This is a genomic window from Synechococcus sp. CS-1329 (assembly GCF_025128055.1).
GTDB lineage: Bacteria > Cyanobacteriota > Cyanobacteriia > PCC-6307 > Cyanobiaceae > Regnicoccus_A.
The window spans coordinates 36,482-61,891 of the sequence record NZ_JAHLYS010000028.1 but is presented as its reverse complement, the minus strand read 5'-3'; the positions used below and the strand labels follow the sequence as shown (position 1 = coordinate 61,891).

The following is a 25,410-nucleotide window of genomic DNA, read 5'->3' as shown; positions in this document are numbered from 1 at the left end:
TCCGATGGGTTGAAGTAACGCAGAGTTCACTGCTTCCAGATTGTTTGACACAAGTTTTTCCATCTGTATGATGCGACTAGTCATGTCTAGGTCTCGTGGTTGAGATCCCTGAAGGCTCTATAGGCATCCAAGATCCCCTGATCCAGTTTGATCTTTGCTGTCCAACCCACGTCCGATAGCCGAGAGACGTCCAGTTGCTTCTTCGATGTACCGTCGGGTTTGCTGGCATCCCAGAGGATCTCGCCTGTGTAGCCCACCGTGCGGGCTACCAGTTCGGCCAGCTCCTTGATCGTCAGGTCCACTCCGGTGCCCACGTTCAGGTGCTGCACCGGCTCGGCCGGATCGGGGCTGTAGTGCTCCAGCGTATGCACGCAGGCCTCACCCAGATCATCCGCATGCAGGAACTCCCGCAGCGGCGTGCCCGTACCCCAGCAGGTCACGCTTGGTGCAACGGCTTCTCTGGCCTCGTGGAAGCGGCGGATCAGGGCGGCCATCACATGGCTGTGGGTGGGATGGTAGTTGTCGCCCGGCCCGTACAGATTCGTTGGCATCAGGCTGATCGCATCGAAGCCGTATTGCTGCCGCAGTGCCTGGCACAGCTTGACGCCGGCGATCTTGGCGATCGCATACCACTCGTTCGTGGGCTCCAGCGGCCCGGTGAGCAGATACTCCTCCTTGATCGGCTGCGGACACGCGCGCGGATAGATGCAGCTGCTGCCCAGAAACAGCAGCCGCCGCGTGCCGCATCGCCAGGCGCTCTCGATCACGTTGTTCTGGATCTTGAGGTTCTGCAGCAGGAAATCGGCCGGGTAGGTGTCGTTTGCGTAGATCCCCCCCACCTTCGCCGCCGCCAGCACCACCACCTCCGGCCTGTTCGCCTCAAACCAGGCCCGCACCGCCACGGCATCCTCCAGATCCAGCTCCTGGCGCGTGGCGGTGAGGATGTGGGCATAGCCCTTCCGCTGCAGGGCACGGCAGATGGCGCTTCCCGCCATGCCCCGGTGGCCGGCCACGAAGATGCGATCACTGGGCCGGATCAGTAGCCCGTCGTCCGGTGTGGTCATCAACCCAGCCCTCCCCGGGCACGCTCCACCGCATGGGGATTGGTGGGCGGGTTCTCCATCGAGCCCACCACGTTGAAGCCCTTGAGCCTCAAAAACGCTTCTTTCTTGGCTTCTTCCTTGTCGGTGGCCACCATCTCCGCCACCAGCTCCTCCAGGGTCGTGGTGGGCGTCCAACCCAGCTTCTCCTTCGCCCGGGTGGGATCTCCCAGCAGCGTTTCAACCTCCGCCGGGCGGAAGTAGCGCGGGTCGATCCGCACCACCACCTCGTCGCTGCCGGCCCGGCGGCCCTGCTCCTCCAGCCCCTCGCCGCTCCATTCGATGCCGCCCCAGCCCAGTTCGGCGGCGGTGAGCTCGATGAAGCGCCGCACGCTCTCCTGGCGGCCCGTGGCGATCACGAAGTCTTCCGGGGGGCCGTCCTGCTGCAGCATCCGCCACTGCATCTCCACGTAATCGCGGGCATGGCCCCAGTCGCGCAGCGAGTCGAGATTGCCCATGAACAGGCAGTCGTCGAGGCCGGCATCGATGCGGGCCAAACCACGGGTGATCTTGCGGGTCACGAAGGTTTCACCGCGCCTGGGGCTTTCGTGGTTGAACAGGATGCCGTTGCAGGCATACATGCCATAGGCTTCGCGGTAGTTCACCGTGATCCAGTAGGCATAGAGCTTGGCCACGCCGTAGGGGCTGCGCGGATAGAACGGCGTGGTTTCTTTCTGGGGGATTTCCTGCACCAGGCCGTAGAGCTCACTGGTGCTGGCTTGATAGATCCTGGTCTTTTCTGTGAGTCCCAGGATTCTCACGGCCTCCAGAATGCGCAGCGTGCCCAGTGCATCGCTGTTGGCGGTGTATTCCGGGCTCTCGAAGCTCACCGCCACATGGCTCTGGGCGCCCAGGTTGTAGATCTCATCCGGTTGCACCTGCTGCACGATCCGGATCAGATTCGTGGAATCGGTGAGGTCGCCGTAGTGCAACACCAGGCGTGGATCGCTTTCGTGGGGATCCTGATAAAGATGATCAATTCGCTGGGTGTTCAGGCTGCTGGCCCGCCGCTTGATGCCATGCACCACATAGCCCTTCTCCAGCAGCAGCTCGGCCAGGTAGGAACCGTCCTGGCCGGAGATTCCCGTGATCAGAGCGGTTTTCGGCATTGTTGCGCCCTGTTGGTAGCTGGTTGAACCATTGTAGAGGCGTGGCGTTCCCGCAAGTCCATGAGCAACCATCCGCACCCTTTGGACGTGCCGTGTGAGCAGGCCCACATCAAGCTCGATTGAGATCAGGGCTTCAGCTGGCTCTCCTCGAAGCGGTGGTCATTGTGGTGCAGCTGGCAGGTGGAGCCATTCCAGGCCTGCACAGCGGCTGAAATCCCGATCGAAGCTCACCAGTCGCCAGCCAGCTGTGATGCTATGGCTCGATCAGCTCGAACAGCCCTGCGTTGCTGAGCTGATCAGGGGAGATCATCAGTGCCCCCTTCAGCCTCGGCAGGTCTAGGGCTGTTCGCTTCAGCGCTGACTTCGCCGGGCTGGCGGCCCGGGCTTTCAACCGCGCAAACCGCGGATCCGACAGTCCCAGGGTGGTACGCATGACGGCTGCTGGCTGATAGGCGCAGATTAGTGCGCATCACGCGGAGGGGGCTTCAGTCGGCTCTCCAGGTCTGTGGTGAGTGCCTCGAGCTCCTGGAGAATCCGCTGGCGCTCTCCCGGCAGAGGGGTGTCCTCCGCGCTGTAACGAGCCTTCACGGCAAAGGGCTGCAATCCCAGCAGCAGTGGGGTGAGCCCGATCCCGGCCAGATCCGCCAGCCCGCTCAGCTCATGGGTGAGGGGTGGCTCCCGGTCCGTGAGCACGATCCTGGCCTTGAGCAGTTTCTCCAGCGCCTGCTGCGCCAGGAAGCCCCAGTCTTCCTGGGCGAAGGCCGGATCCAGGCTCATCGCCATCGAGCGCAGGTGGCGACGCACCGTGACCAGCAGCAGAGAAGCATCCTCATCAGGCGACATACAGCACCCTTCCGCGGCGAAAGGCATGGCCGAGCACATGCCAGCGCGATCCACTGAGCTTGGCGGCCTCCAGCTGGCCGTACACCAGCAGATCCACCGGCACTCCCACAGTCCCGAGGGCTGAGCGCAGCTCCTGCCAGAGGGGGATCTGTCGCTCAGGAGTGATCGATGGCTCCCTGCTGATCACCAGTAGGTCGAGATCGGAGTCGGGCCGTGGGCTTCCACTCGCCCTTGATCCGAACACCACCAGGGACTGCACGTCGTGATGGGCCGCCAGCCGCTGCAGACCCTCCCCCAGCGCCACCGGATCCAGCCCTGGACCCAGGTCTGGAGCAGCCGGCAGGGGTCTCGGTGTGAGCCAGGACTGGGGAGAGATGTGGATGGCTTCAGCCATGGGTGGATCGCTCAGCGGCCACCGCCGCACTCCGTGACCACAGGCACTGGCCCACTCGCCCCACGTGCGCCTGCAGATCCTCGGGGAGGGTCTGCCGCAGCGACAGGTCCACCTGCCAAGGCAGCAGCAGGTCGTCGATGCGAGCCAGCAGCTGCAGCAGATCGTTGTGGCTAAGCCGGTCGCCCCCCAGGGTCAGGTCGATATCAGAAGCCTGGGTGTGGCGGCCCATGGCGCGCGACCCGTACAGCCAGATGGCATCCACATGGGGATGGGCCCGCAACACGTCCAGCAGTCGCGCACTGCTGGCCTCAGGCAGGCCGGGGATGGTGATCACCTGGTCTCCTCCTCCAGCCTCAACTGCAGCCGCGCGCGCAGGGCCTGATAGCAGGACAGATAACGGCCACGGATGTTCGCACCGATCTGACGAACGGTGGCTGGGTTGTACGTGTGGCTGGTGAGATTGCGGTCTTGAATCATCATCATCCACCCCTCCCCATCGGCAATCAACCCCACGCGGAACGCTTCGCGCAACGTATCGCGGGACCCCAGCAGATCGGCATTGCCCTGAGAGCGAAGCAGATCCCGCAGGGTGTTCCAGCCCAACTCGAAGGTGTACTCGAAAGCCTTGATCAAACCCTGTTCTTCCCTCTCGTTGAGTACGGCTGGAATGAAAAACCCCTCCAGTTGAACAAGCGCCCTGCAGTAGTTGGAGAAGCGCTGCTGCCAGCGGATGTCAGCGTCAGCCATGGCAGCGGGGGTCATGAATTCGAGGCTAGGACCGTGCTCACGAGATGGCCGGCAAAGCTGTGTCCCAGCACGGCCCGGCCGTAGGCGGTGAAGCCGGGAGACGCGGACACCGCGTTCAGGCTCTGCCGCAGTAACCCCAGCCACTCACCTCCGCTCGGGGTCCGCTCGCCCGCTGGCAGGCACACCCAACTCACCCCCAGCGCCAGGGCCTCCGCTGCCAGCCAACCCTCCCCGTAGCCCACGGCCGCCGCCGCCTGGCCCATCGCCAGTCGGGCCGAGGCCCAGGTCCAGAGCATGCCGGAGCTGCGCTGGGCGTAGGTGCCGGGGTCGTAGGCCAGCAGGGCCAGTGGGCAGGCCGCCAGCCGATCCAGCATCTCGGCGCGCGGCATCGGCCCCTCCAGCAGCCTGAAGCCTGTGATCTCCTGCCGGGCCCGCTCCAGCAGAGCGCGCTCGGCCGCGGGCAGGGCCTCGTGGCTGTTCAGATGAAACAACCAACCCAGCGCGTCCAGGTCCGCCGGCACTCCCTGCTCCAGCAGCGCCGCCACCACGGCCAGCGCCTCCTGGCGCCCCTTGCCACGCTTCAGATCGCCCCAGTGCAGCAGCACGCTGGCTGCCGCCGCCGCCACGCCCTCTGGCCCCAACCTGGCGCCACCGGCCCCCACCACCGCTGGATGCACGTCCCCCGCCGGCAGTCCAGCCGCCGCCAGCAGGGGGGCCAGCAACGTTCGCTGCTGCATGGAGGGCACTCCGATCCAGGGGCGGTGGCCCGCCGCCCTGCAGGCCTGCGCCAGCCCCATCAGGGCCAGGCGGCACTGGGCCGTGGCCTGCGCATCAGCCGCTGGCCCCTCCAGCGTTTCTCCCGGCGCGAACATCAGCGACACCGCCACCAGCGCCGCTGGCTGGCGCTGCAGCCAGCGGGCCAGCCCCAGCAGCTGGAACGGCAGCCCCGTGTGAACCACCCAGGCGGCCACGGCTTCCCCCGCACTCGCCTCCTGCAGCTGGGCCTCCAGCCGCCGAGCCAGATGCAGCGTGCCGGCCACATCCGCCCAGTGGCGCGGGTCTTCGTAGCCGCAATCGCGCAACACAGGCCGCACCCCCGGCGAGGCCGGCAGCGCCGCATCGGCCCACACTTCCGGCCGCCAGCCGGCCCCGCTCAGCGCCGTCAGCAAGGCGTCGTTGAGGTCGCCGTGGTGCCCCACCCGGCTGCTCCACGACGGATCCAGGATCACCAGGCGCCGCGAACCCATCGCGCCCCCCGCGAAGTCGCCCACAATGCCAGCATGTCACCGCCCAGCCGCCATGGACTGGCCCACCGCCGCCGAACTGCTGCAGGGCACGCCTGATGCCACCACCAGCGAGCTGCGCTGGCTGGGCCGCTTCGGGCGCGGCGAGGCGCTGCGGCAGCGGGCCACGATCCTGCGCGCCGCTCCGGCCTGGAACGCCCGCTGGGTCCTGGAGCTGGCCGTGGCCCTGCGCCTCGCTGGCCACCCCCAGGAAGCCGATGACCTGATCCTCGAGGCCGATCGGCTCGAGCCCTCCCTGGCGCTGCTGCCCGATCCCTGGGGGCTGTGGCCCGCCCCCTCCGCTGCCGCTGCCGCTGAAGACACGGCAGATGCTCTGGTGGCCAGGGGCTTGCTGCAGCAACTCCAGGCCTGGCGCTGGCTGGATGCCGGCACCCTGGAGCAGGGCTGGATCGAGCGGGCCCGCGGCACCTGGCCGCAGGGCCTCGACGAGACAGCCCTCGATCAGCTGGCGCTGGTGCTGCATCAGGGCGAGGGCCGCGCTGAAGCGTTCCGGCAGCAGCTGATCCAGCTGGTCGGCGAAGCCGAGATGGCCGCCCACCCCGGAGCCGCCGCCGCCTTCTGGGGGTTCGTGGCCGACGCCGTCCCCGACTGGGGCTACGCCGTGCTCAAGGCCGCCGACCTCGCCCTGCAGCGCGGCCAGCTGCAGCGCTGCGCCGCCTGGCTGCACCAACCCGCAGGTGCCCTGGCCGCCAACCCCTGGTGCCACGACCTCAGCGCCCGCCTCGCCCTCACCGACGACCGCATCAGCGACGCGCTGCGGCACTGGGGCGAAGCGATCGCCCGCTGCACCGGGGCCGCTGAGGCGAGTCAGCCGGAGCTGGTGGAGATCTTCCGGCAGCGCCGCCGCGAGGCCCGGCGCGGCCCGGCCGTGCTCCACGCCCGCTCCCTGCTCGCTCAGGGGCACACCGCCCAGGCCCGCGAGCTGCTGCTGCAGCTGGTGGAGCAGGATCCCCAGTGGCAGCCCCTGCGGGCCCTGCTGGCCCAGACGGAACACACCGCTGGCCCCGCAGAGACCGCCGGCCCCACCAACCCCGCGGCACCAGAGACGCGCCTGAGCCAGTTCCAGGCCTTCCTCGAGCGGATCGCGGTTCAGTGCCAACTGCCGCTGCCCGCCGTTTCTTCGGCCCCGGCCAGCAGCCTCGACGACCAGCAGCAGGCCCTCGATGCCTTTGCGGCCTCCCTGGCGGAAGCGGAAGGCCGGTTGGCCTTGCACAGCTGATCAGCCCCGGGCTTCCAGCTGCTCCAGCAGCGCCGCGATCAGCCCCTCCGCCCGCTGCGCCTCCTGTCCGTAGCGCTCCAGCAAGCCCTGCTGCTGCTGATGGGCCAGAAAGTAGAACTCCAGCTCCTCCTGCACCTGCTGCAGCTGCAGCAGATTCAGCTCCGCCTCGTCGCGCGCTTCCTCCAGCTCCTCCCGCAGCGCCGCCTCACTCGGCTGCTGGATGTCGACCTGCCCGGTGCCTTCCGCTGCCATGGACCGCAGATTTTGGCCGTAGGTTAAGCGCCGCCGCCAGCGATTCCGTGCCCGCCGGCCCGTCGCCCCTCCAGAGCCCCCTGCAACCGCAGCTGGAGCTCCAGTCTTTTCGCCAGCTCGGGCCTTTCCTGGCCCATCTCCAGCAGCGCCCCCAGCACGCCAGGCGCATCCAGGACAGCCTGCGGCTGATGGCCCTGCACGGCATCCTCGATCCCCTCAGCGACGCGCCCATCGCCCCCGAAGCTCTCTCGGTGGTGCCCCCCAACCTGCGCGAAAGCCTCAGCCATGGCGGGTTGGTGTCGCGCCAGCGGGCGGTGCTGCTGGTGATCCGCCAGCTCCTGATCGATCGCGAGCTGCCCGAGCCCGCCGGCCTGCGCGTCTACTGCCCGGAAGCTGTCACCGCCTTCGCCGAGCTGCTGCGCGAGCGCTTCCCCCAGTTCACATGCAGCGAATACCTGCCCGATCCCGCCGATCCCCGCCGCGAGCAGATCCACCACGAAGACATCTGCGCCCTCAGCCTGCCCGACGCCAGCGTCGATCTGGTGGTCTGCAACGAGATCCTCGAGCACGTCTACGACCTCCAGGCCGCCCTGAGCCAGTGCCTGCGGGTGCTGGCACCCGGCGGTGCTTTCGTGGGCACCCTTCCCTTCGCCTATGGCCAGCAGCAGAGCGTGATCAAGGCCCATCACCGCGGTGATGGCCTCGATCCTGAGGTGATCGGCATCGCCGAAATCCACGGCAACCCGATCGACGAAGATGGGGGCAGCCTCGTTTATCAGATCCCCGGCTGGGAGCTGCTCGACCAGCTCGAGGCGATCGGATTCCGTGATCCCGCCCTACACGCCGTCCACTCCAGCGGCTACGGCGTGGTGAGTGCCGACATTCCCGAGATCCTGGTGCTGGTGGCGCGGCGGCCCTGAGGCTCAGACCAGCGGCAGCCGCAGCGGCAGCCAGACCAGTGGGTCGCGGGGCATCGGTCAGCTCCCTGGGGGTAAGAGCTTGGCCAGCTGGACGGCCACAGCGGTGCGATCAGCCGCAGCCAGCGCACCCAACCTGCCGAGCACCAGGCGCTCATCCAGGGTGAACAGCTTGAGGCGTACCACACAGGGCTTGGGCAGGCCCGCAGCCTGCAGATCCTCAATCGGCCAATCCAGGGGCCAGGCGGATTGACGCGCCGAGGTGATCATCGCCAGCAGCAGGTGGCCGCAGACCTGCTGGAAGCCAGGCTGGGAGAGTACCAGCGCAGGCCGCCGCTTCTGGGCCTGGCGATCAGTGAACGGAAACGGCACCCGCACCACCGCATACCGGTCGAAGGCGCTCATAGATCGGCAAACGCCTGGTCATCGGCCGGGCTGCTCCACTCGCTCAGCGTGCCCTCCAGCCCCTGCAGATAGGCCACATCCAGCGGAGCCATGGCCCGCACCCGCACTGAGCCATCCTCCAGCTCCCAGCTGAGCTGATCGCCCTGCCGCAGGCCCAGGGCATCCCGCACTGCCTTGGGCACGGTGACCTGACCCTTGGCGGTGAGCGTGGCGACATCCATCACGAGCGTCACGGTGATGGGCTCATGCTACGGCGAAAATGGTCTTCCAGTAAGGCGTCCTTACCGGATGACCAGGTATCAGCCCCTCCTCAGCGCTGGGCTTCGATCACAAGCACGCCAGGCAGGTCTGAACCCAGCACCCCGTGCTTCCAGCTGGGCCAGTTCCTCCAGGGACCCGTAGCTCTGCTCCAGCACCTTCAGCACAGCCCGGTTGCGGCTCAGCAGGCCATTGCCGACGATCGATTCGCGGTAGTTCGCCCCCTGGATCTGGAGCGCCTCCGGTGGGATGTGCTCGCCGGTGAAGGGCTCCAGGATTCCCAGCGCCTGGGTTATCTGGATGCAGCCGTCCAGCAGGGCCCCCTGTTGCAGCAGTTCCGCCAGAACCGGCTGGAAGGCCTCAAAACTTGCGTAGCTGTGGTGGCTGTCATGCAGGGCGAGCACGCCCTCGCTCGGCATCAACTGTGGACGCTCGGGGGCCTGCACCAACGGTTGATCGCCAATTGACCCTCACCATACGAAGGCTCAGCCAGGCCAGCGGGTCGCGGGGCATCAGCTCAGGGGGCTGGGGGCAACGGAGGCCTCACGCGGCAGTACGGGCTCTTCCATCCTCGTCAGGAGGGCGGAAAGATGTTTAGGATAATGTCAACGACATCTCCGTGATCTCACGCAGTCAACCATGGTTCAGGTCACAGCGCGGCTGCCTGATGCCCTTGGCGCAGAACTCGATGCGGCAGCCCAGCATCTCAAGCGTTGCCGGGCAGACATTATTCGCCAGGCGATTGAGTATTACCTCGATGACATCGAGGATCTGCGTTGCGGGGTGGCGGCCCTGAAAGACCCTGCCGACCCCGTGCTCGACTGGGCTGAGGTGCGCCATGCGCTACTCGCTGCGGATTAAGCGCTCAGCGGCCAAGGCGCTGAGCGCGCTACCCAAGGCGGATCGGCTGCGGGTGGTTGAGGCGATCGACATGCTCTGCGATACCCCTGCCGCCGGCTCTGCCCTGAAGGGTGAATTCGAAGGCCTGCGACGGTTGCGCGTGGGGCACTTCCGCGTGGTCTATGAATGGCAGCGCACCGAGTTGGTGATCCTGGTGGTGCGCATTGGCCATCGCCGGGATGTCTATCGCTGAGCGATCCGCACCACCAGCACCAAGAACTGATCCTTCTGGATCGTGGCCACCACCCTCAGCATCCAGGCCCTGCCGTTGGAGCAGCTGGAGGCCCTGGCCGTAAGCGGAGCCTTCTCGAAGCGAAGGAGTAGCGCTGCTTGATTTCAGTGGCCCAGCCGAGCACAACGGCTGAAGGACAGGCGCTCGCAACAGCACCTTGCTGATCCTGCTGGGCTTGGCCGTTCGCGCATCTGGGCTGGCTGCTGATTCCCGAACAACAGGCGGTGGAGGTGTGGCCCGCCAGCCTCGATGCAAGCTCCCTCTTTCCCGGTCTGCAGATCGATCTGCTGGAGATCTGGCAAGGGTAAGCGGCACCACACTGAACCAGCCAACCCAGTAGCCCAGTGCCAATTCTTGGGCCCGGAACACCAAGCATGACCTGGCTCTGGCTGCCACCACAAATGACGGCAAGGTCGGGATAACGCGCGCTTCGAGCAGGAGCTCTTTTCCTCCTCGAACCAAACCCACTCCACAGGCGATTCCTCGCCTACATAGCCAACGAACTGGCAGGCCCGCCGCAAGGCGAGCAGGCGAGCTGAGCAATCGGCAGGCGGCAGTTCGTGAAGGTCCCATCGGTCCAACACGTCGATGGCTTCAGTGGCTCCCGCCATGGTGTGATGGTGCCCGCCGGGAGGGGATGGGGGTGCAAGGTCTCACTCTCCACAGGCGCTCGGCCGCAAAACCCGCAAAACCACGGAGGCCTCGCGCATCAGTACGGACGCACTATGTGGTGATCGGCGCTGGTCGGGTTCGCTACGGTCATGAGAGATGTTGAAAGCCTTCCGGGGCTGCCTGCTCCTGTCCCGCGGCCCCGGTTGCTGGATCGCCAGGGTTGGTCAACCCTTAGCGCTGGCGCCCTTCTGCTCCTGATTTCGTTCACCACGAACTACGGCGATGACAACCTTCTCCACTTCGGCAACCTCCAGGCCGCTCACAAGGTCGGAATGGGTCTCCACCTTGCCGCCCTGGCGGCGCTTGTTGGCGACGCTCAACTGGCGACCCGTCTACGACATCGAGCAAGAAACCGAGAGATTGAGGATCGAATCGCTCGAAAGCGAGAAGCAGATGCTCGAAAGCGAGAAGCGCTTGAAGCTGCTGCAAGAGAGCAACGCCAGAATCGCGCGCTTCGAGCAGGAGCTCTTTTCCTCCTCGAACCAAACCCACTCCACAGGCGATTCCTCGCCTACATAGCCAACGAACTGGCCGGGCCACCGCAAAGTGCTCAGGCGAGCTGAGCAATCGGCAGGCCGGCCTCTGCGGCTACGAAAGGCATGAGCTGGACTGCAGTTCGTGAGGCGCTCACAGATCGGGCCTTGAGCAGATTTGCAACGGTCCACTACTCCCGACCGTTGCCAGCGCAGATGATCGCTTCGGCAGTCTTCCCATCAACGGCAACTGCGGCTGCAGCCCCGAACGCATCGAACACCTCACCCAGCCTATCCACCAGTCGCCGTCCTGCTTCACAACAGCGGTGTAGGTGCTCACAGGCGCAGCCTCGGTTGGATCAAAAAAATTACGACAAGGCTAATCAGCACGCCGGGGAGGTGTTCGCATGAAAATCCTGATCACCAGCGATGGATCCGGCGCTGTCTGGTGAGGCACGCTCTGGAGGTCCACCGTGAAGGCATGGACTTCGCTGATGCCCTGCAGCTGAATGGCCCCAACTGCCGCGAGCACCGCTCAGCGCCGGGCCACCAGCACCATCACGGCGGGAATCTCCTGGCCCAGCACGCCGTAGCTGGGGGCGGCGATCCAGTGGATGGCGGGATCGCTGAGGCCGGCGCTGCGGGCCTGATCGAGCAGGTCCCAGGCGGGGATTTGGTACACCAGGCTGCCCTGCTCGGGGTGCACGGGATCGCCGTGGAACTCGGGTTCCATCAGCAGCTCGGCCTCGGCCGCCACGCCGGGGGTGGCGCCGGGGCGATGGCGGGCCTTCACGATCGTGTCGGCGCGGTTGTAAGCAAACGGGCAGGTGGACACCAGCCAACCGCCCGGCCGCAGGATGCGGCTGATCTCAGCGAGGGCGGCGGGCAGGTCGTAGAGGTGCTCGAACAGCTCGTTGCAGAGCACCACATCCACGCTGCCATCGGGAAGGGTGAGATCGCAGAGGTCTTGATGGGGGAAGTGCTGGCGCTGGGGGTCGGCGAGATCGGGCAGGTACTCACTGCCGAGCACGTGGGGGAACAGCTGGCGCAGCAGGGCCGCGAAGCGGGTGATCGCCTCGGGGCAGTAGAGCTCCAGCTGCTCGGCGGGGGGGATCTGGCCAGCATCGAGCAGCGCCTGCAGCACCAGCAGCACGGCGCGGTGGCGGGAGAGGCAGCCGTTGTGCACCAGGCTTTCGCGATAGTTGCCACCGGACACGCTGAGGGTCGTTGCCGGCACCGGCGCCTGGGTGATCGGATCACGGATGCCGTTGAGGGCGATCAGGCGCAGGGCCTGCTGCACCTGGGCACTCCACTGGGGCAGGCTGCGCTGCATGTGGGCCTGAAAGGCCGGGAAGCCCGTGAACACCTGGTGCTCCACATGGGGCGCCTGGGCCGTGGGCGCGAAGTGGAGAGGCTGAACAACAGCTGCAACCACTGGATGATTGGCTTAATTGGATTAAAGTATCGCGATTGAGAGCAAGGGCACCATCACCGCCACCAGTGCCCACAGCGACCCCCAGCAGCTGCAGGGTGAGGTTTCCAGCCTGCAGAGCCAGCTGGAGGAAGCGCGCGATGAGGCGGAGCTCAACTTGCTGATGCTGCAACAGGCGCAGGAGGAGCTGGAGTTTTATTTCCTGGCGCACCAGCAGCAGGAGCAGCTGTTGCAGAGCCAGCAGCAGCAGCTGCAACGGGCGGAAGGGCTGATCCAGGCCCTGCTGGAGCGGCTGGGTTAGGCCAGGGCGAAGCGGGCCTCGTAGTCGCTGAGACGACGCTCCAGACCGCTGAGTTCGGCGGCGAGGGCATCCAGATCGGCTGGCTCTGCGGAGCTGGCCGGTTGGGGGAGGGAATCCCCGAGCGCCTGCAAGCGGGCTTCGGCCTGCTCCAGCAGCGCTGCGAAGCCAGCGGCGGCGGGGGGCGCCTGCGGCGAGGCGGCGTGCACCGTGGCCGGCCCCGGCTGGGACTGGGGCTGCTGGAGCTGCTCGCGCAGGCTGCGCAACGGCTGCCACTGGGGGTCGTCGACCAGGAGGCGCTCCAGCAGGGCAAGGGCAGCGGCCGGTTCGCCGCGGTTGGCCAGGCTGCGCACCTGCAGCACGCCGGGGCCGCGGCGGGCCTCGCGGCGGCGCTGTTCAAAGATCTCGGCCGGGGCGCTGCTTGGATCGGCCTGGGCAACGCGGATGGCCTGGGCCCAGGCGTCGAGGGCGGCGGCCACATCACCACGGGCCACGGCCTGGCGGGCGGCCACATCGTGGAACCAGGGATTGGCGAGGGCCTCGGCGGGGGGATCGACCAGCCAGCGGCCGCTGGCCTCCAGCTCGCCGCGGGCCAGGGCCAGGTCAGCGGCGCGGATGCGGGCCAGGGCCCAGTGGGGGCGGATGGTGGCGAGCAGCTGCCAGAAGCGGTTGCTGGCGGCGGGCTCGGCGGCGATCTCGGCATCGCTCACCAGCCCCACCAGGGCATCCTCCAGGGGCGGCTGCAACGGCGGCGCTCCCGGCAGGGCGCTGGCCCGGCCGAGGATCAGCAGCGCATCGAGCAGGGGCGGCTCAAGGGCCGAGCGCCAGTCGGCCTGCAGCTGGGGCAGGAGCTGCTGCCAGGGGCCCTGGCACTCGGGCTGACGCCAGCCCCGCCAGCGCTCCGCCAGGGCCAGCAGGGCGGGCTCCGCTGGGGCCGGGGGCGCCGGCGCTGGCCAGAGACCCCAGGGGTCGGGCACCAGGGCGAGGGCGGGGGCGAGCTGGTGGGCCTCCAGCAGGGCGAGGTCGGCCTGGCGCGGATCACCGGCCAGCAGCCAGGCGGCGGCCAGCTCCAGGGCGGCGGCGGCATCCCAGCCCGGGGCGGCCCGGGCCTGCTCAGCCTGCCGGGCCAGCTCGGCGGCCTGGCTACGGCGCCCCAGCTCCAGCAGGTGGGTGGCGGACATGGGGCATCAGCAACAGCCTGAGCCATTGTGGCGCGCCAGATCAGGCGGTCGGTGCTGCACCGGCTGGATCGATCCACTGCACGTCGGCAAGTCCGCGGAAGTCACTGTCCATGGTGTGCAGCCGGGCCTGATGATCACGGGCTGTGGCCAGGATGATGCTGCCTGCCATCGGCAATTGCAGGGCATGGCTCAGCTGCGCCGCCGCCAAAGCCAGCCGGTCGTCGAGATCCACCACCTGGCCACGCTGCATCACCGCCGCCGCCTGAACGGCCTGGGCCTCACCGTGTTCGCGCAGCACCCACTTGAACACCTCAAAGAGGCTGATGGCGGGCACCACCAGGGAGGTGTCGTCGGCCAACAATGTGAGGAAATGGTCGGCCTGAGCGCCATTGGTGAACACCTCGATCCAGCCGGAGGAATCCACCACCACCGGTGCGGGCATCACAGGCGATCCACCTCTCGCTGGAAGGTGTTCTTGCCCTGCAGAAACCCGCGTAGAGCGGCTGGAGGCTGGCTGGGCACCAGCTCGATACGCCCGGGCAAGGCGATCACCTGCAGAGTCTGGCCAGGGCTGAGGCCGAACTGCTCGCGCACCCGCCTGGGGATCACCACCTGATACTTAGGGGATACAGTGACTCGATCCATCGAGATGCCATCACACAAACGATGGATCGATCCTAGCCTGCTCTGCCCATGCCCCGCTTGGTGATCGTGGAGCCGGCCTACGCCAGCACGGTGGGCCACCACGGCGAGGTGAACCGGCCGCTGCTGGCGGCCCTGGGCGCGGCGGGCTGGAGCGCTGAACTCTGGACCGACCTGGCCCTGGAGGGGGAACCGGGCCGGCCGGCGGCGGTGCGCGGCGTGTTCAGCGGCTGCGGCTATGGCGATCCGCAGCAGTGGCGGGAGCTGGGCGGGGCGCTGGTGCTGGCGCGGCGGCTGGAGCAGCAGCTGGCCCTGGCGGCCAGCAGCGGCGATGTGGTGGCGGCCTGGCTGGCCCACAGCCTGCTGCCCTTCCAGCTGCTGGGGCTGGCACGGCACCTGAGCCGGGCACCGGCGGCGGCGGTGCTGCTCAGCTTGATGTTTGCGCCGGGGGAAACCCTGCAGGGGCCGGCGGGCGACTCCCAGGCGGCGGCCACGGCGCGGGTGGCCCTGGCGGCCCTGGCGCGGGCCTGCAGCCAGCAGGGCCACCGGCTCACCCTGGCCTTCCCCTCCCGCCAGCAGGAGGCGCTCTACGCCCCCTTGCTGGCGGCCACCGGCCTGGGCAGCGCCGGTGTGCATCCGGCGGTGGTGGGGGCGGGCGCCACACCACAAGCGCCCCTGGCCGAGGCGCCGCCGCTGGTGCTGCTGCACTGGGGCGACCAGAAGCAGGGCAAGGGCCGGGCGGAAGCGCTGGCGGTGCTGCAGGCGCTGGTGGCGGAGGGCGTGCCGGCGCCGCTGCAGGGCTGGGGCTGGCTGTTTCAGCAGCACAGCGCCACCCCCCTGCCGGAGCCGGAACGGGCGCTGCTGGCCCAGGCCGAGGCGGCCGGGCTGGGGCTGGTGTGGCTGCAGGGGGAGGTGGAAAGCGCGGCGATGGGCGCGTGGCTGGCGCGCTGCCCGATTGCGCTGCTGGCCTACGACCCCCAGCGCTACGCCGAGCGCAGCAGCGGCCTGCTGTGGCAGTGGGCGGCCAGCCGGGCGGCGCTGCAATGGCCGCTGGCGGCGGTGGGGCACGGCAGCGGCTGGCTGGCGGCGGAGGCCCAGGCCCTGGGGCTGGGCTGGCACAGCCCGAAGGGGGGCAACTGGCTGGAGGCGATCGCGGCGGCGGCGGCGGAGCTCCCTAGCCACACGCCCCTGAACAGCTATGGCCAGCAGGTGCTGGGGGAGGGGAGCTTCGGGGTCTGGTGCGCGCAGTTGGCCCATGGTGGAGGCCCCAGCCACTCCTGATCCAGCGCCTGAATCGCTCGAAGTTCCGGGTCGTTGTGCTGCAACAAGCGATGGCTGGCCAGAAGCGGGGAGCAGCACCGCAACAATGCGGAAATCGCATCACCGAGCCAGAAGCCAACGGGGCCCGGTGTTTCGGTTGCAACGACGGCCATTGGGGCCCCTGCGCACCGGGCTAGGTTGGAAGAATCAGCGAGATTATGTAGATGCCAGCGTCGGGCAAAACCGCACTGATCACTGGCATCACCGGCCAGGACGGTTCCTACCTGGCTGAGCTGCTGCTGGAGAAGGGCTATCGCGTGCATGGCATCAAGCGCCGCGCCAGCAGCTTCAACACGGCGCGGATTGATCACCTCTACCAGGATCCCCACGAAAGTGATCCGCGGCTCAGCCTGCACTACGGCGATCTCACCGACAGCACCAATCTGATCCGGATCATCCAGCAGGTGCAGCCCGATGAGATCTACAACCTCGGCGCCCAGAGCCATGTGGCGGTGAGCTTTGAGGCGCCGGAATACACCGCCAACAGCGATGCCTTGGGCACCCTGCGGATCCTCGAGGCGGTGCGCATGCTGGGGCTCAGCGCCAAAACCCGCATCTACCAGGCCAGCACCTCCGAGCTCTACGGCCTGGTGCAGGAGATCCCCCAGAAGGAAACCACGCCCTTCTATCCGCGCAGCCCCTATGGCGTGGCCAACTGTATGCCTACTGGATCACGGTGAATTACCGCGAGGCCTATGGGATGTACGCCTGTAACGGCATTTTGTTTAACCACGAATCCCCGCGGCGGGGCGAAACGTTTGTAACCCGCAAGATCACCCGCGGCCTGGCGCGGATCAACGAGGGCCTGGAGGATTGCCTCTACATGGGCAACCTCGATTCGCTGCGGGATTGGGGCCACGCCCGGGATTATGTGGAGATGCAGTGGCGGATGCTGCAGCAGGAGGGCCCCCCGGAAGATTTCGTGATCGCCACGGGCCGGCAGGAATCGGTGCGGCGTTTCATTGAGCTGGCGGCGCTGGAGCTGGGCTGGGGCGCCTTGGAATGGCAGGGCACGGGCACCGAGGAGGTGGGCCGGCGCAGCACGGGTGAAGTGGTGGTGCGGATCGACCCGCGCTATTTCCGCCCGGCGGAGGTGGAAACCCTGCTCGGTGATCCCAGCAAAGCCCACACCAAGCTGGGCTGGACGCCCACCACCACCCTGGAGGAACTGGTGGCCGAGATGGTGGCGGCCGACCGGGAGGAGGCCCGCAAGGAGGCGCTCCTGCGCCTGAAGGGCTTCAAGGTGGTGGGGTCGATGGAAAACCCGCCCACCAACCCCTCGGCCGTGGCCGCCGCTGGTGGCAAGGGCTGATGCGCACTAAGATGCGCACATCGCTGCTTGATTGTGGTGCGCATCACCCTGGAGCTGCCGGATCCGTTGTTTGCGCGCCTGAAGGCCCGCGCAGCAAGCGAGCACCTCACCCTGAAGCAGCTGCTGCGCAGCTACGTGGAGCTGGGCCTGAACGCCGCGCCCGCGGGCTCAGGTTCGCAGCGTTCGGCGCACACGCTGCCGCGCGTGGAGGGGCCCTTGGCCATCTCTGGCGAGCACCTGAGCAATGCCACGCTGTTCGACCTGCTCGACGCGTGAACACCGCAGCCGACCTGCCGGATCTGAATGTTTGGCTGGCGCTGGCCTGCCCTGACCACAGCCATCACCGCCAGGCCGTGCGCTACTGGGGGCATCAGGCCGCTGAACAGGTGCTGTTCTGCACAGTCACCGCGCTCGGGCTGGTGCGGCTCGTGTGCCAGCCGAAGCTGATGGGCGCGGCGGTTAAGACCGCCGGAGAAGCTTCCGCTCTGCTGGAGGCCTTCTGCTTGCAGCCGGGCGTGAGCATGGCGATGGCAGAGCAGGGGGGCTGGGATGTGTTTCACCAGCTGTTGCGCAGCGGTGAGCTGCCGGCCCGTCTCTGCAGCGATGCCTACCTGGCCGCCGTGGCCATCGCCAATGGCTGGCGGCTGGTGAGTTTCGATCGCGATTTTGAGCGGTTTCAGGGCCTGGCGCGGTTGGCGCTGCCAGGAGTGCAGGCATGAGCGATCAACCATTGATCACCCCAACCGACCGGATCTTCGTGGCGGGCCACTGCGGCATGGCGGGCAGCGCCATCTGCCGTGCCCTGCAGCGGGCCGGCTACACCAACCTGCTCACGGCCACGCGAGAGCAGCTCAATCTGGAGAACCCGGAGGCGGTGCAGGGCTGGTTTGAAACGATGCGGCCGGATGTGGTGGTGCTGGCCGCCGCCAAGGTGGGTGGCATCCACTTCAACAACACCTACCCAGCGGATTTCCTGCTCGACAACCTCAAGATTCAAACGCATGTGATCGAAAGTGCCTGGCGCAGCGGCGTGCGGCGGCTGCTGTTTCTGGGCAGCAGCTGCATCTACCCGCGTCTGGCGGCGCAGCCAATCCGCGAGGAAGCGCTGCTCACCGGGCCGCTGGAGCCCACCAACGAGTGGTATGCGATTGCCAAGATCGCCGGGATCAAGCTGTGCCAGGCGCTGCGGCTGCAGCACGGCTTTGATGCGATCAGCCTGATGCCCACCAATTTGTATGGACCGGGCGACAACTACCACCCCACCAACAGCCATGTGCTTCCGGCGCTGATCCGCCGCTTCCACGAAGCAGCCCAGGCCAAGGCTGCGAGCGTGACCTGCTGGGGCACGGGATCGCCGCTGCGGGAATTCCTGCATGTGGATGATCTCGGCGAGGCCTGCGTGTTTGGGCTGGAGCAGTGGCAGCCAGGGCCGGAGGAGTTGCAGTTTCTGAATGTGGGCACGGGCGTGGATCTGACGATCCGTGAGCTCGCCGAAGCGGTGGCGGCCGCTACGGGCTACCAGGGCGAGATCCGTTGGGATACCAGTAAGCCCGACGGCACCCCCAAGAAGCAGCTGGATGTGAGCCGGCTGGCGGCGCTGGGCTGGACGGCGCGGATCCCACTGGCGGAAGGATTGGCCAGCACGGTGACTGATTTTGTAGCTCAAGGAAGCACGAGGCTTTAGAGCATGGACCTAATTGCTTACAGCCAGACCTACCGCAGCCGACCCCCCGAGCGGCAGCTTGAAATTGGTAAATGCGTGCGTGCCGATACAGAATTGCCTTGGCCTCCACATTTAATGTTCTCAGAATGTTTTATTGCCTCAGATGGCACTCCCGATTCCACCACCATAACGATTAAAATTAAAGGGATAGAAAACGGCAGTCATTATACGGTTCAATACATGGGAGGCTTCAGCAAATGATGACACCGGCAGATCTTGATTGGCTAGGGATCGCAAATCGCCTGGAGCGGTTCAGGAACAGGCACAGGGGTGAGCGCGCAATTGTATTATGCAATGGACCATCACTAAATAATGTCGACTTCAAAAGGATAAGAAAAGAGCATATCATTGGGCTCAACAAAATTTACCTTGGCTTTGATAAGTTTAAGATTTATCCAAGATATTATGTCGCAATCAATAAGCAAGTCATAGAGCAAGCTGCCGAAAGCATCACTTGATTAGGTAGCAAGCTCCGTCAGCCGGCTTTGTCGCATAAGCTGGTACGTGTGTACCAGGGGTGATTGGCATGGCTATGAATCGGATTCAGTTCCAGGCCAGCCTGTCGCTGCCCAAGTTCATCGAGCTCTACGGCGCCGAGGAGAATTGCGAGGCCGCCCTGGAGCAGGCGCGCTGGCCCGACGGCTTCAGATGCCCCCGTTGTGAGGGCAAGGAGTATGGGCTCATCGGTGGCCGTCGCCACAAGCGCTATCAGTGCCGGAGCTGCCGCCATCAAACCACCCTCACGGCCGGAACCATCCTGGAGGCGACCAAGTTGCCGCTGACCACCTGGTTCCTGGCTTTCTATCTGGTGGGCCAGGCCAAGACTGGCATTTCTTCCCTCGCCCTGATGCGCCATCTCGGGGTGAACTACCGAACAGCGTGGCTGGTTCACAACAAGATCATGCAGGCGATGAGCGAGCGGGAGGAGGCCTATGTCCTGCGGGGAAAGGTGCAGGTGGATGATGCCTACCTTGGCGGAGAACGCTGTGGTGGCAAGGCAGGACGGGGATCGGAGAACAAGGTGCCGATTGTGGCGGCCGTCTCTCTCGATGATGCGGGCCACCCCCGGCACGTGAAGCTTGCCACCGTGGCCACGTTCTCCTTTGCCGCCATCGCTGACTGGGCTCAAGATGCACTGGCGATTGGATGTGAGGTGATCTCTGACGGACTTGCCTGCTTCCGTGCCGTGGCAGAAGTCGGTTGCTTTCATCAAGCTGTGGTCGTAAAGGGGCGCCATCCCAACGAACTGCCTGAATTCCGCTGGATCAACACGGTACTCAGTAACTTGAAAACCAGCTTCAGCGGAACATTTCATGCTCTGCGATTCGATAAATATGCAGACCGCTACCTGGGCGCCTTCAATTACCGTTTCAACCGGCGCTTCAACTTGGGAGAGATGACCGAGCGGGCTGACTGACCGACACATCTCAGGCGAGACCGTCATGCAACAGCCGGCTGCTGCGCTTGCTGAGGTCGTGGCCTTGGAGGCAGCTCAATCCGCGTGAACCAGGGCTGCTGCTGGCGGCGCTGCACGCCACGACTGGGGATGCAGGGCTCCAGCTCGCGCAGTGGGATCGGCATCCAGGTCCGTAAGGACCTGCCGGCATTGGCCACGGCTTGTTGCAGCCACTTCAGGCCGATCCGCACAAAGCTCATGCCGCGCTGCCAGTGGGGATCCACCTGATGGCGCAGGCCATCGAGACTGACCGCATAACCCTGGAGGCTGCTCACCAGCACCGCGATCGCCACCACCAGGAGCAGGCGATCGATGCGCCCGGGATCTCGCAGACCACTGCTCTCCAGCTGGAAGAGGCCTGATTTCTGGTCGCGGAACAGCTGCTCACAGCAGAACCGCTGGCCGTAGCTCCAGACCAGATCCAGCGTGGGATCTGCGTTGCTGACCAGGTACCAGGGTTCGTCGATGGCGATGTCGCTGGGGTGGGCCAGTAACAGGTTGGCCTTTTGGGAACCATCGGCCCAGAGCTGAACGTCCCGGAACCCACGGCAGTGTCCACGGGGCAGGCGCAGCCGGCGCACCTCACAGCCCATCGGCGCCGCGGTGCCGTGGATCCACGTATCAGAGCGGAGGCGCATCACGTAGCTCCAGCGTGCTTTACCGTCAAACCAGCTGAGCAGCTCCTCACTGGGGAAAGCTCGATCCGCCAAAAGCGTGATGGCGCCGAACGCAGCCAGGAGCCGATCGGCCTTCTCCAGCAGAGCGATCGAAACCGAGGCGCTGACGCTGGCACTGGGATGCTCCAGCGTCTGCCACAACAGCGGGATGGCCCTGCCGTGACAAACCACGGAGAGAACCACCACGCAGCAGCGGTTCCAGAGCATCGTGGTGTCCAGCGCCAGATGCAAGGCCTGGCCTGGCTTTTGCCAGTGCTGCAGCGCCCAGAGCACCAGCGGGCCGTAGAGCGCCTCCACATCGATGCGGGTGTTGCATAGCCACCTCTGACAGCGCCGCTGCCAGCTGGCGGCCAGGCAATGGCCCAGAGGCAACACAGTCTTCCAGCGGTCGAAACAGACTGTCTGGCTGAGCAGGAGCCCGGCGACCATCCAGGCCAGCAGCACCAGATGACGCTGGTCGCAGAACGAGCTGTGTTGACGCAGGAGGCCGATCAGCTCAGCATGGAGCCGGGCGTGGGAAACCACTGGGTGTTGGTTTGGTCTGACAACCCCAACGTCTCATGGCTCCCCGCCCACCCAATGACCTGAGACCCATGCTGTTGCAAGGCTTCTCGGACTTGTGTCGGTCAGTCAGCCGAGCGGGTGGTTCATGCCATCTGCAGCTGCACCGCACGGCCGGAGCACCTCCTGAGGAGCGCGGAGTTTGCTACCTAATCAAGTCTTCACAAGTGTCTCGGGATGGTAGGTGGCACCGGGCGAATACGGCCCCATATCGATTGCCCCCGGTAGATCGCAAGAAGGATTGTCGGTAACAAAACTGATATCAACACCATCTACAGATTGCGAGGCCCAGGTTTCCTGAATCTGCCCCCACCTCGGCTGCTCATAGGCTGAACAGGTGTGCACCAAAATCAATAGCTTCGCTCTAGGCACTAGCCAATCTCCTTCCAATACCAGTCGTCCCACTGAGCTTCGCGGCGCTGATAGCCCTGGGCCTCGAGGAGCTGCTGGATCCCCTGCCGCTGCTCGGTGAAGTTGTGCTCCACCGTGATGCAGCGGAACTGATAGCGGCACCAGTCCATTCCTTCCAGAATCGCCAGCTCGCTGCCTTCGGTATCGATGCTCAGATAATCAATCACCGCTGGCGCCTCCTGCTGATCCAACAGATCCATCAGCGACGTGGTGGTGACCTCGATCACCTCGCCTACAGCTGCATAGGCATTGCGCTTCTCCGCGTGCTGATCGTTCCGCCCAAGATCTTCAAGTCCGCCGTAGGCGTCGGCGAGTACAAATCGCATCCGTTCACCGCTGCTGCGATAGACGCAAGCTGGACTGAGGTGGCAGGAGCGATTCATCTGAAGGCGCGCAAACAACTTGGGATTCGGTTCGGCGCAGATTCCCCGCCAGTTGAAGTGCTTCTCCAGGAGCCAGGTATTGCTGAGCAGCACCCCATCGGTGGCACCGAATTCCACAAAAAAACCGCCCCGTTTCCAATCCAGCTGCTCCAGCACCCACAAATCCTGCTCCAGTTGGGAGCGGCTCAGACTCTGCCAGCGCGGCGAGTCGTCCCCCTGGGCTTCCGTCGGCGCTGGGCTTGTTGCGGAAGCCAACGATCCATGGCTCAAGGCCAGGCTCAGCTCATGGGAGAGCAGCTCTCCTTCCGTCCGCAGGATGGCCAGTTCGGCAGCCAGGGCTTCTGGGGAGAGCTGGCCAGCGGCGACAGCCCGTACAGCTTCGCTGTGCAGGCTCTCCGCCTCTTTCCAGGCTCCGCAACGGCTGAGTTGCATGGTCGCCACCAGCCGAGCCGTGGCGGCGCGTTGGGTTTCGCTCACCCAGGGAGGCAGATGGTTCGCCAGCAGATCCAAGGCTTTCTGCCGTTGATTGCTGAGCAGCAAGGTTTCCGCCTTTTTCAGCACACTCTCGGCGATGCCATCGGGGAGCCGCTCTCCCAGTGCCTCTGAACAAAGAGCTGGATCTTCTGGTGGCAGGAGAGCTGGGGGGGCTTGGTCTGACTGCTCCAGCTGTCGCCTGATGGCGGCCGGCAGCAGATGCTCCAGCCCCAGCCGCTGGAGTCCCTCAAACAGCTGTTGCAGGGGAGATCCTTCTTCGGCTTTCTGATCGGCGTCCCGCTCCACTGCCGTCGTGGCCGCTTTCTCCGAGGAGGTCATCAGCCCTAACCACTCCAGACCCTGCTGCAGCTGTGCATCGCTCAGGGGGTCGCTTCGCAAGATCGCCGCCAATCCCCGCTCGGCCAGCTTACGCTGCCCCTGCGGGATCCAGATCGGCAGCGGATCATGCAGCGTCACCAAAGCCTGCAGCTGGGTCAGCCCCCTGGTGATCGCCCGCTGCCCTTCCTGGTTGCTGGGATCCGTGGCAAAGCTGCGCTCCTTCCAGGCCAGCGCCCCCAACCGCACCAGTTGTTCGCGCACCGGCGGCCACCAGTCCGGTAGCGGCTCAGCCATCGCCTGGCGCCACTGCAGCAGCTCCCAGCCCCACCAGAACCATTCCCCGCGCTCCCCTCCCTCCGCCTCCTCGATCACGAGCCAGTGGTGCAGCCGGCCCACCACCTGCACCATCTGCTTGGCCAGGCACTGCTGCAGGGCTGTCCTGCGCGTCTCATCCGCCAGGTTGCGGGTCCAGCTCTCGCAGCTGCGCAGCAGGGCCACGGCAGCACCAACGACTTGGAAGGGCTCATGCCCCACGGCACGGCCTGCGTGATCGTCCTCGGCGCTGCTCCCGGACATTCCAGTCGGGCTCTGCAGCAGGGCCTTCAATTCCTTGGACTGTTCTTCGATCAGGGAGCGCAGGCAGCCATCCCAGGCACGGCTCTGAACTCCGCCGGCCTCCGGAGGAGCGGCTCGCTCCAGAGTCCGCCTCCAGAAGTCACAGCGCTCCAGTACCGGCAATGCGGCTGCCAGCTTCTGGAGCTCCTCCAGGGGCAGCATCACCGCAGCGTCGTTCATCTCTTCAGCAGCCACAGCAGGTTTGCTCAATCTGGTCGCGGACGTGCCAGGTCACGGCTATCGCATCGAGATCCAAAGCAAAATTCTGACTGATCTCCGAGGATGTGAAGGGTGCCTCTTACGGGAGGGCTCTGCCCTTGGTGGTGGTTCCCGCCATCTGCAGGGGATCCATTCCCCTGGAATTCAGCGTCTCTCTCTGCCATCACGTTCCCCCCGGAGAGCTCCTGGTCCGCCCCATGGCAGGCCTTGTAGAGGTGGGAAATCGTATGGGCCCGAAAACACACTGATTCATTCCGTGTCCAAGTCTGGGCTGAAGCTCTTTCGAACGCTGGCACGATCGGGCAGGCGGGGCTGCCACCGGGGTGCCCAATGTAGACGCCTTTGGAGCGACCTTCTCCGTTGAATCACAAAGCCCTGCCTGAAATATGGATGGACGATCACCTCAAAGCGCGTGCCATTGGCCATCGCCACCAGGCCCCGCAGCGCCAGGCCGTAGTACAGCAGCCGAAACGCCCCCTCCGGGTCGTGCCGCAGGCAGCGCTGTACATCCGCCCAGCCAGGCCCTCCCGGCAGGAGCCCCGCCAGATCCAGCCCCTCGATCGCTGACAGGTCGCCAAGTTCGGCCACGGCGGCATCGCCTTCGCCCAGGCAGCGTGTCCAGTGGCGCAGCAGCGGTTGCCAGGCCAGCGGGTCTCGGGGCATCGCTAGCGCTGGGCGTCGATCACCAAGACGCCCGGCAGATCCGAGCCGAGGATTCCATGTTTCCAGCTCGCCAGGTGGTGAATCACCACCTCCTGAAAACCGGCCTGCTGCAGTTGATCGGTGAGCTCCCAGCCCGGGATGCGATACACCAGCGAACCCTCTTCGGGCCGGATTGGATCTCCGTGGAATTCAGCCTTACGTAGCAGTTCGGTTCGGCCACTGCGGGGATTGTGCCGGGCCTTGAGGATCGAGTCGTGTTGTCCAAAGGCCATCGGGCAGGTGGCCACCAGCCGGCCACCGGGCCGGAGCACCCGGGCGATCTCGCGGAAGGCCTGGTCGAGATCGCGCACATGCTCGAACAGTTCATTGCACAACACCAGATCGAAACTGGCATCGATGAAGGTGAGGGCGCAGAGGTCCTGGTGGGGGATGTCGTTGCGATTCAGCTCTGAATCGTCGAGAAATTCGCTGCATACCAGCTGTTCATCGCCCAGCTGCCGCCGCAGCCACAGGGCAAAGCCCGTGACGGCTTCCAACAGGTAGATATCCAGCTGGGCCAGATTCTCGAGGCTGCCGTAGGCCTGCTCCAGCACTTTCAGCACAGCCCGGTTGCGGCTCAGCAGGCCATTGCCGATGATCGATTCGCGGTAGTTCGGCCCCTGGATCTGGAGCGCCTCCGGTGGGATGTGCTCGCCGCTGAAGGGCTCCAGGATCCCCAGCGCCTGGGTCACCTGGATGCAGTCGCCCAGCAGGGCCCCCTGCTGCAGCAGCTCCGCCAGAACCGGCTGGAAGGCCTCAAAGTTGGCGTAGCTGTGTTGGCTGTCGTGCAGGGCGAGCACGCCTTCGCTCGGCATCAACTGTGGACGCTCGGGGGCCTGC

29 protein-coding genes and 2 pseudogenes are annotated in these 25,410 nt (G+C 65.8%); 12 read left to right on the top strand and 19 right to left on the bottom strand.

All coding sequences use genetic code 11. The features are described 5' to 3' along the window. Positions 1-86: 86 nt before the first annotated feature. The 7 genes from KQ304_RS05555 to KQ304_RS05525 form a co-directional block, all read right to left on the bottom strand. On the bottom strand, positions 87-1,064 hold the full coding sequence (locus KQ304_RS05555; protein WP_259736122.1) for a GDP-L-fucose synthase: 978 nt from the start codon (positions 1,062-1,064) through the stop codon (positions 87-89). After that, a complete protein-coding gene (gene gmd, locus KQ304_RS05550) occupies positions 1,064-2,209 on the bottom strand; it encodes a GDP-mannose 4,6-dehydratase (RefSeq protein WP_259736121.1) in 1,146 nt (381 codons plus the stop codon). Before gmd (KQ304_RS05550) ends, KQ304_RS05555 begins: the two co-directional genes overlap by 1 nt. A 459-nt stretch (positions 2,210-2,668) precedes the next feature. Next, on the bottom strand, positions 2,669-3,052 hold the full coding sequence (locus KQ304_RS05545) for a HEPN domain-containing protein (RefSeq protein ID WP_259736120.1): 384 nt from the start codon (positions 3,050-3,052) through the stop codon (positions 2,669-2,671). After that, complete coding sequence (locus KQ304_RS05540; protein WP_259736119.1) at positions 3,042-3,446, bottom strand: nucleotidyltransferase family protein; 405 nt, start codon at positions 3,444-3,446, stop codon at positions 3,042-3,044. Before KQ304_RS05540 ends, KQ304_RS05545 begins: the two co-directional genes overlap by 11 nt. Next, positions 3,439-3,780 carry a nucleotidyltransferase domain-containing protein gene (locus tag KQ304_RS05535; RefSeq protein ID WP_259736118.1) on the bottom strand — a complete coding sequence of 114 codons (342 nt, stop codon included), beginning with the start codon at positions 3,778-3,780 and terminating at the stop codon, positions 3,439-3,441. Before KQ304_RS05535 ends, KQ304_RS05540 begins: the two co-directional genes overlap by 8 nt. Continuing rightward, positions 3,777-4,193, bottom strand: coding sequence for a nucleotidyltransferase substrate binding protein (locus KQ304_RS05530; protein ID WP_259736117.1), 417 nt, complete (start codon positions 4,191-4,193; stop codon positions 3,777-3,779). The genes KQ304_RS05535 and KQ304_RS05530 overlap by 4 nt, the downstream gene beginning before the upstream one ends. 11 nt (positions 4,194-4,204) lie before the next feature. Continuing rightward, positions 4,205-5,464 carry a hypothetical protein gene (locus KQ304_RS05525; RefSeq protein ID WP_259736116.1) on the bottom strand — a complete coding sequence of 420 codons (1,260 nt, stop codon included), beginning with the start codon at positions 5,462-5,464 and terminating at the stop codon, positions 4,205-4,207. 28 nt (positions 5,465-5,492) lie between these two features. Between KQ304_RS05525 and KQ304_RS05520 the strand changes: the two genes are divergently transcribed. Continuing rightward, entirely contained in the window at positions 5,493-6,716 is a 1,224-nt protein-coding gene (locus tag KQ304_RS05520; RefSeq protein ID WP_259736115.1) for a hypothetical protein, read from the top strand. Here the strand turns inward: KQ304_RS05520 and KQ304_RS05515 are convergent, their stop codons facing one another. Continuing rightward, on the bottom strand, positions 6,717-6,968 hold the full coding sequence (locus tag KQ304_RS05515) for a hypothetical protein (RefSeq protein WP_259736114.1): 252 nt from the start codon (positions 6,966-6,968) through the stop codon (positions 6,717-6,719). Positions 6,969-7,015: 47 nt separating this feature from the next. Here KQ304_RS05515 and KQ304_RS05510 point away from each other — a divergent pair, with 47 nt between their 5' ends. Continuing rightward, positions 7,016-7,888 (top strand): class I SAM-dependent methyltransferase, encoded by an 873-nt coding sequence (locus tag KQ304_RS05510; RefSeq protein ID WP_259736113.1) that lies wholly within the window; start codon positions 7,016-7,018, stop codon positions 7,886-7,888. Between the two features lie 57 nt (positions 7,889-7,945). Here KQ304_RS05510 and KQ304_RS05505 read toward each other — a convergent pair whose 3' ends face one another. The 3 genes from KQ304_RS05505 to KQ304_RS05495 form a co-directional block, all read right to left on the bottom strand. Continuing rightward, entirely contained in the window at positions 7,946-8,290 is a 345-nt protein-coding gene (locus KQ304_RS05505) for a type II toxin-antitoxin system PemK/MazF family toxin (protein ID WP_259736112.1), read from the bottom strand. Next, positions 8,287-8,511 (bottom strand): AbrB/MazE/SpoVT family DNA-binding domain-containing protein, encoded by a 225-nt coding sequence (locus KQ304_RS05500; RefSeq protein ID WP_259736111.1) that lies wholly within the window; start codon positions 8,509-8,511, stop codon positions 8,287-8,289. Before KQ304_RS05500 ends, KQ304_RS05505 begins: the two co-directional genes overlap by 4 nt. Before the next feature lie 78 nt (positions 8,512-8,589). Then, positions 8,590-8,997: a hypothetical protein gene (locus tag KQ304_RS05495; RefSeq protein ID WP_259736110.1), complete on the bottom strand. Its 408-nt coding sequence runs from the start codon at positions 8,995-8,997 to the stop codon at positions 8,590-8,592. Positions 8,998-9,187: 190 nt separating this feature from the next. Between KQ304_RS05495 and KQ304_RS05490 the strand changes: the two genes are divergently transcribed. From KQ304_RS05490 to KQ304_RS05480, 3 genes are all read left to right on the top strand, one after another. Next, positions 9,188-9,409, top strand: coding sequence for a ribbon-helix-helix protein, CopG family (locus KQ304_RS05490; protein ID WP_259736109.1), 222 nt, complete (start codon positions 9,188-9,190; stop codon positions 9,407-9,409). Beyond that, positions 9,387-9,641, top strand: a complete 255-nt coding sequence (locus KQ304_RS05485) for a type II toxin-antitoxin system RelE/ParE family toxin (protein WP_259736108.1) — start codon at positions 9,387-9,389, stop codon at positions 9,639-9,641. Before KQ304_RS05490 ends, KQ304_RS05485 begins: the two co-directional genes overlap by 23 nt. Positions 9,642-10,574: 933 nt before the next feature. Further along, positions 10,575-10,871 carry a hypothetical protein gene (locus KQ304_RS05480; protein WP_259736107.1) on the top strand — a complete coding sequence of 99 codons (297 nt, stop codon included), beginning with the start codon at positions 10,575-10,577 and terminating at the stop codon, positions 10,869-10,871. Positions 10,872-11,360: 489 nt separating this feature from the next. On the opposite strand, the gene KQ304_RS05475 is transcribed toward KQ304_RS05480, so the two are convergent. After that, positions 11,361-12,260 (bottom strand): methyltransferase domain-containing protein, encoded by a 900-nt coding sequence (locus KQ304_RS05475; RefSeq protein ID WP_259736106.1) that lies wholly within the window; start codon positions 12,258-12,260, stop codon positions 11,361-11,363. 160 nt (positions 12,261-12,420) lie between these two features. On the opposite strand from KQ304_RS05475, the gene KQ304_RS05470 reads away from it, so the two are divergent. Then, positions 12,421-12,558, top strand: a complete 138-nt coding sequence (locus KQ304_RS05470; protein ID WP_259736105.1) for a hypothetical protein — start codon at positions 12,421-12,423, stop codon at positions 12,556-12,558. Here the strand turns inward: KQ304_RS05470 and KQ304_RS05465 are convergent. The 3 genes from KQ304_RS05465 to KQ304_RS05455 are packed head-to-tail and all read right to left on the bottom strand — an operon-like array spanning position 12,555 to position 14,381. After that, positions 12,555-13,736, bottom strand: coding sequence for a hypothetical protein (locus tag KQ304_RS05465; protein ID WP_259736104.1), 1,182 nt, complete (start codon positions 13,734-13,736; stop codon positions 12,555-12,557). The two genes, KQ304_RS05470 and KQ304_RS05465, sit on opposite strands and share 4 nt — an antisense overlap. A 40-nt stretch (positions 13,737-13,776) precedes the next feature. Next, positions 13,777-14,178, bottom strand: coding sequence for a type II toxin-antitoxin system VapC family toxin (locus KQ304_RS05460; protein ID WP_259736103.1), 402 nt, complete (start codon positions 14,176-14,178; stop codon positions 13,777-13,779). After that, the gene (locus KQ304_RS05455; RefSeq protein ID WP_259736102.1) at positions 14,178-14,381 is read right to left on the bottom strand and encodes an AbrB/MazE/SpoVT family DNA-binding domain-containing protein; all 204 of its coding nucleotides are present in this window, start codon (positions 14,379-14,381) and stop codon (positions 14,178-14,180) included. Before KQ304_RS05455 ends, KQ304_RS05460 begins: the two co-directional genes overlap by 1 nt. Before the next feature lie 48 nt (positions 14,382-14,429). Between KQ304_RS05455 and KQ304_RS05450 the strand changes: the two genes are divergently transcribed. From KQ304_RS05450 to KQ304_RS05425, 6 genes and pseudogenes are all read left to right on the top strand, one after another. Next, positions 14,430-15,659: a hypothetical protein gene (locus KQ304_RS05450; RefSeq protein ID WP_259736101.1), complete on the top strand. Its 1,230-nt coding sequence runs from the start codon at positions 14,430-14,432 to the stop codon at positions 15,657-15,659. 203 nt (positions 15,660-15,862) lie between these two features. Then, positions 15,863-17,010 (top strand): annotated as a pseudogene (gene gmd / locus KQ304_RS05445) (GDP-mannose 4,6-dehydratase). 36 nt (positions 17,011-17,046) lie between these two features. Next, positions 17,047-17,286 (top strand): hypothetical protein, encoded by a 240-nt coding sequence (locus tag KQ304_RS05440; protein WP_259736100.1) that lies wholly within the window; start codon positions 17,047-17,049, stop codon positions 17,284-17,286. Beyond that, the gene (locus KQ304_RS05435; RefSeq protein WP_259736099.1) at positions 17,283-17,729 is read left to right on the top strand and encodes a TA system VapC family ribonuclease toxin; all 447 of its coding nucleotides are present in this window, start codon (positions 17,283-17,285) and stop codon (positions 17,727-17,729) included. Before KQ304_RS05440 ends, KQ304_RS05435 begins: the two co-directional genes overlap by 4 nt. Further along, the gene (locus tag KQ304_RS05430; protein ID WP_259736098.1) at positions 17,726-18,694 is read left to right on the top strand and encodes a GDP-L-fucose synthase; all 969 of its coding nucleotides are present in this window, start codon (positions 17,726-17,728) and stop codon (positions 18,692-18,694) included. The genes KQ304_RS05435 and KQ304_RS05430 overlap by 4 nt, the downstream gene beginning before the upstream one ends. 565 nt (positions 18,695-19,259) lie before the next feature. Beyond that, positions 19,260-20,141, top strand: a pseudogene (locus KQ304_RS05425) (IS1595-like element ISSysp1 family transposase); the annotation flags it as partial. Between the two features lie 32 nt (positions 20,142-20,173). Here the strand turns inward: KQ304_RS05425 and KQ304_RS05420 are convergent. From KQ304_RS05420 to KQ304_RS05405, 4 genes are all read right to left on the bottom strand, one after another. Next, on the bottom strand, positions 20,174-21,391 hold the full coding sequence (locus tag KQ304_RS05420; protein ID WP_259736097.1) for a transposase: 1,218 nt from the start codon (positions 21,389-21,391) through the stop codon (positions 20,174-20,176). Positions 21,392-21,798: 407 nt separating this feature from the next. Further along, positions 21,799-23,829, bottom strand: coding sequence for an FkbM family methyltransferase (locus tag KQ304_RS05415; protein ID WP_259736096.1), 2,031 nt, complete (start codon positions 23,827-23,829; stop codon positions 21,799-21,801). Positions 23,830-24,117: 288 nt separating this feature from the next. After that, entirely contained in the window at positions 24,118-24,531 is a 414-nt protein-coding gene (locus KQ304_RS05410) for a hypothetical protein (protein WP_259736095.1), read from the bottom strand. A gap of 2 nt (positions 24,532-24,533) precedes the next feature. Then, the gene (locus KQ304_RS05405; RefSeq protein ID WP_259736094.1) at positions 24,534-25,385 is read right to left on the bottom strand and encodes a class I SAM-dependent methyltransferase; all 852 of its coding nucleotides are present in this window, start codon (positions 25,383-25,385) and stop codon (positions 24,534-24,536) included. Positions 25,386-25,410 lie beyond the last annotated feature (25 nt).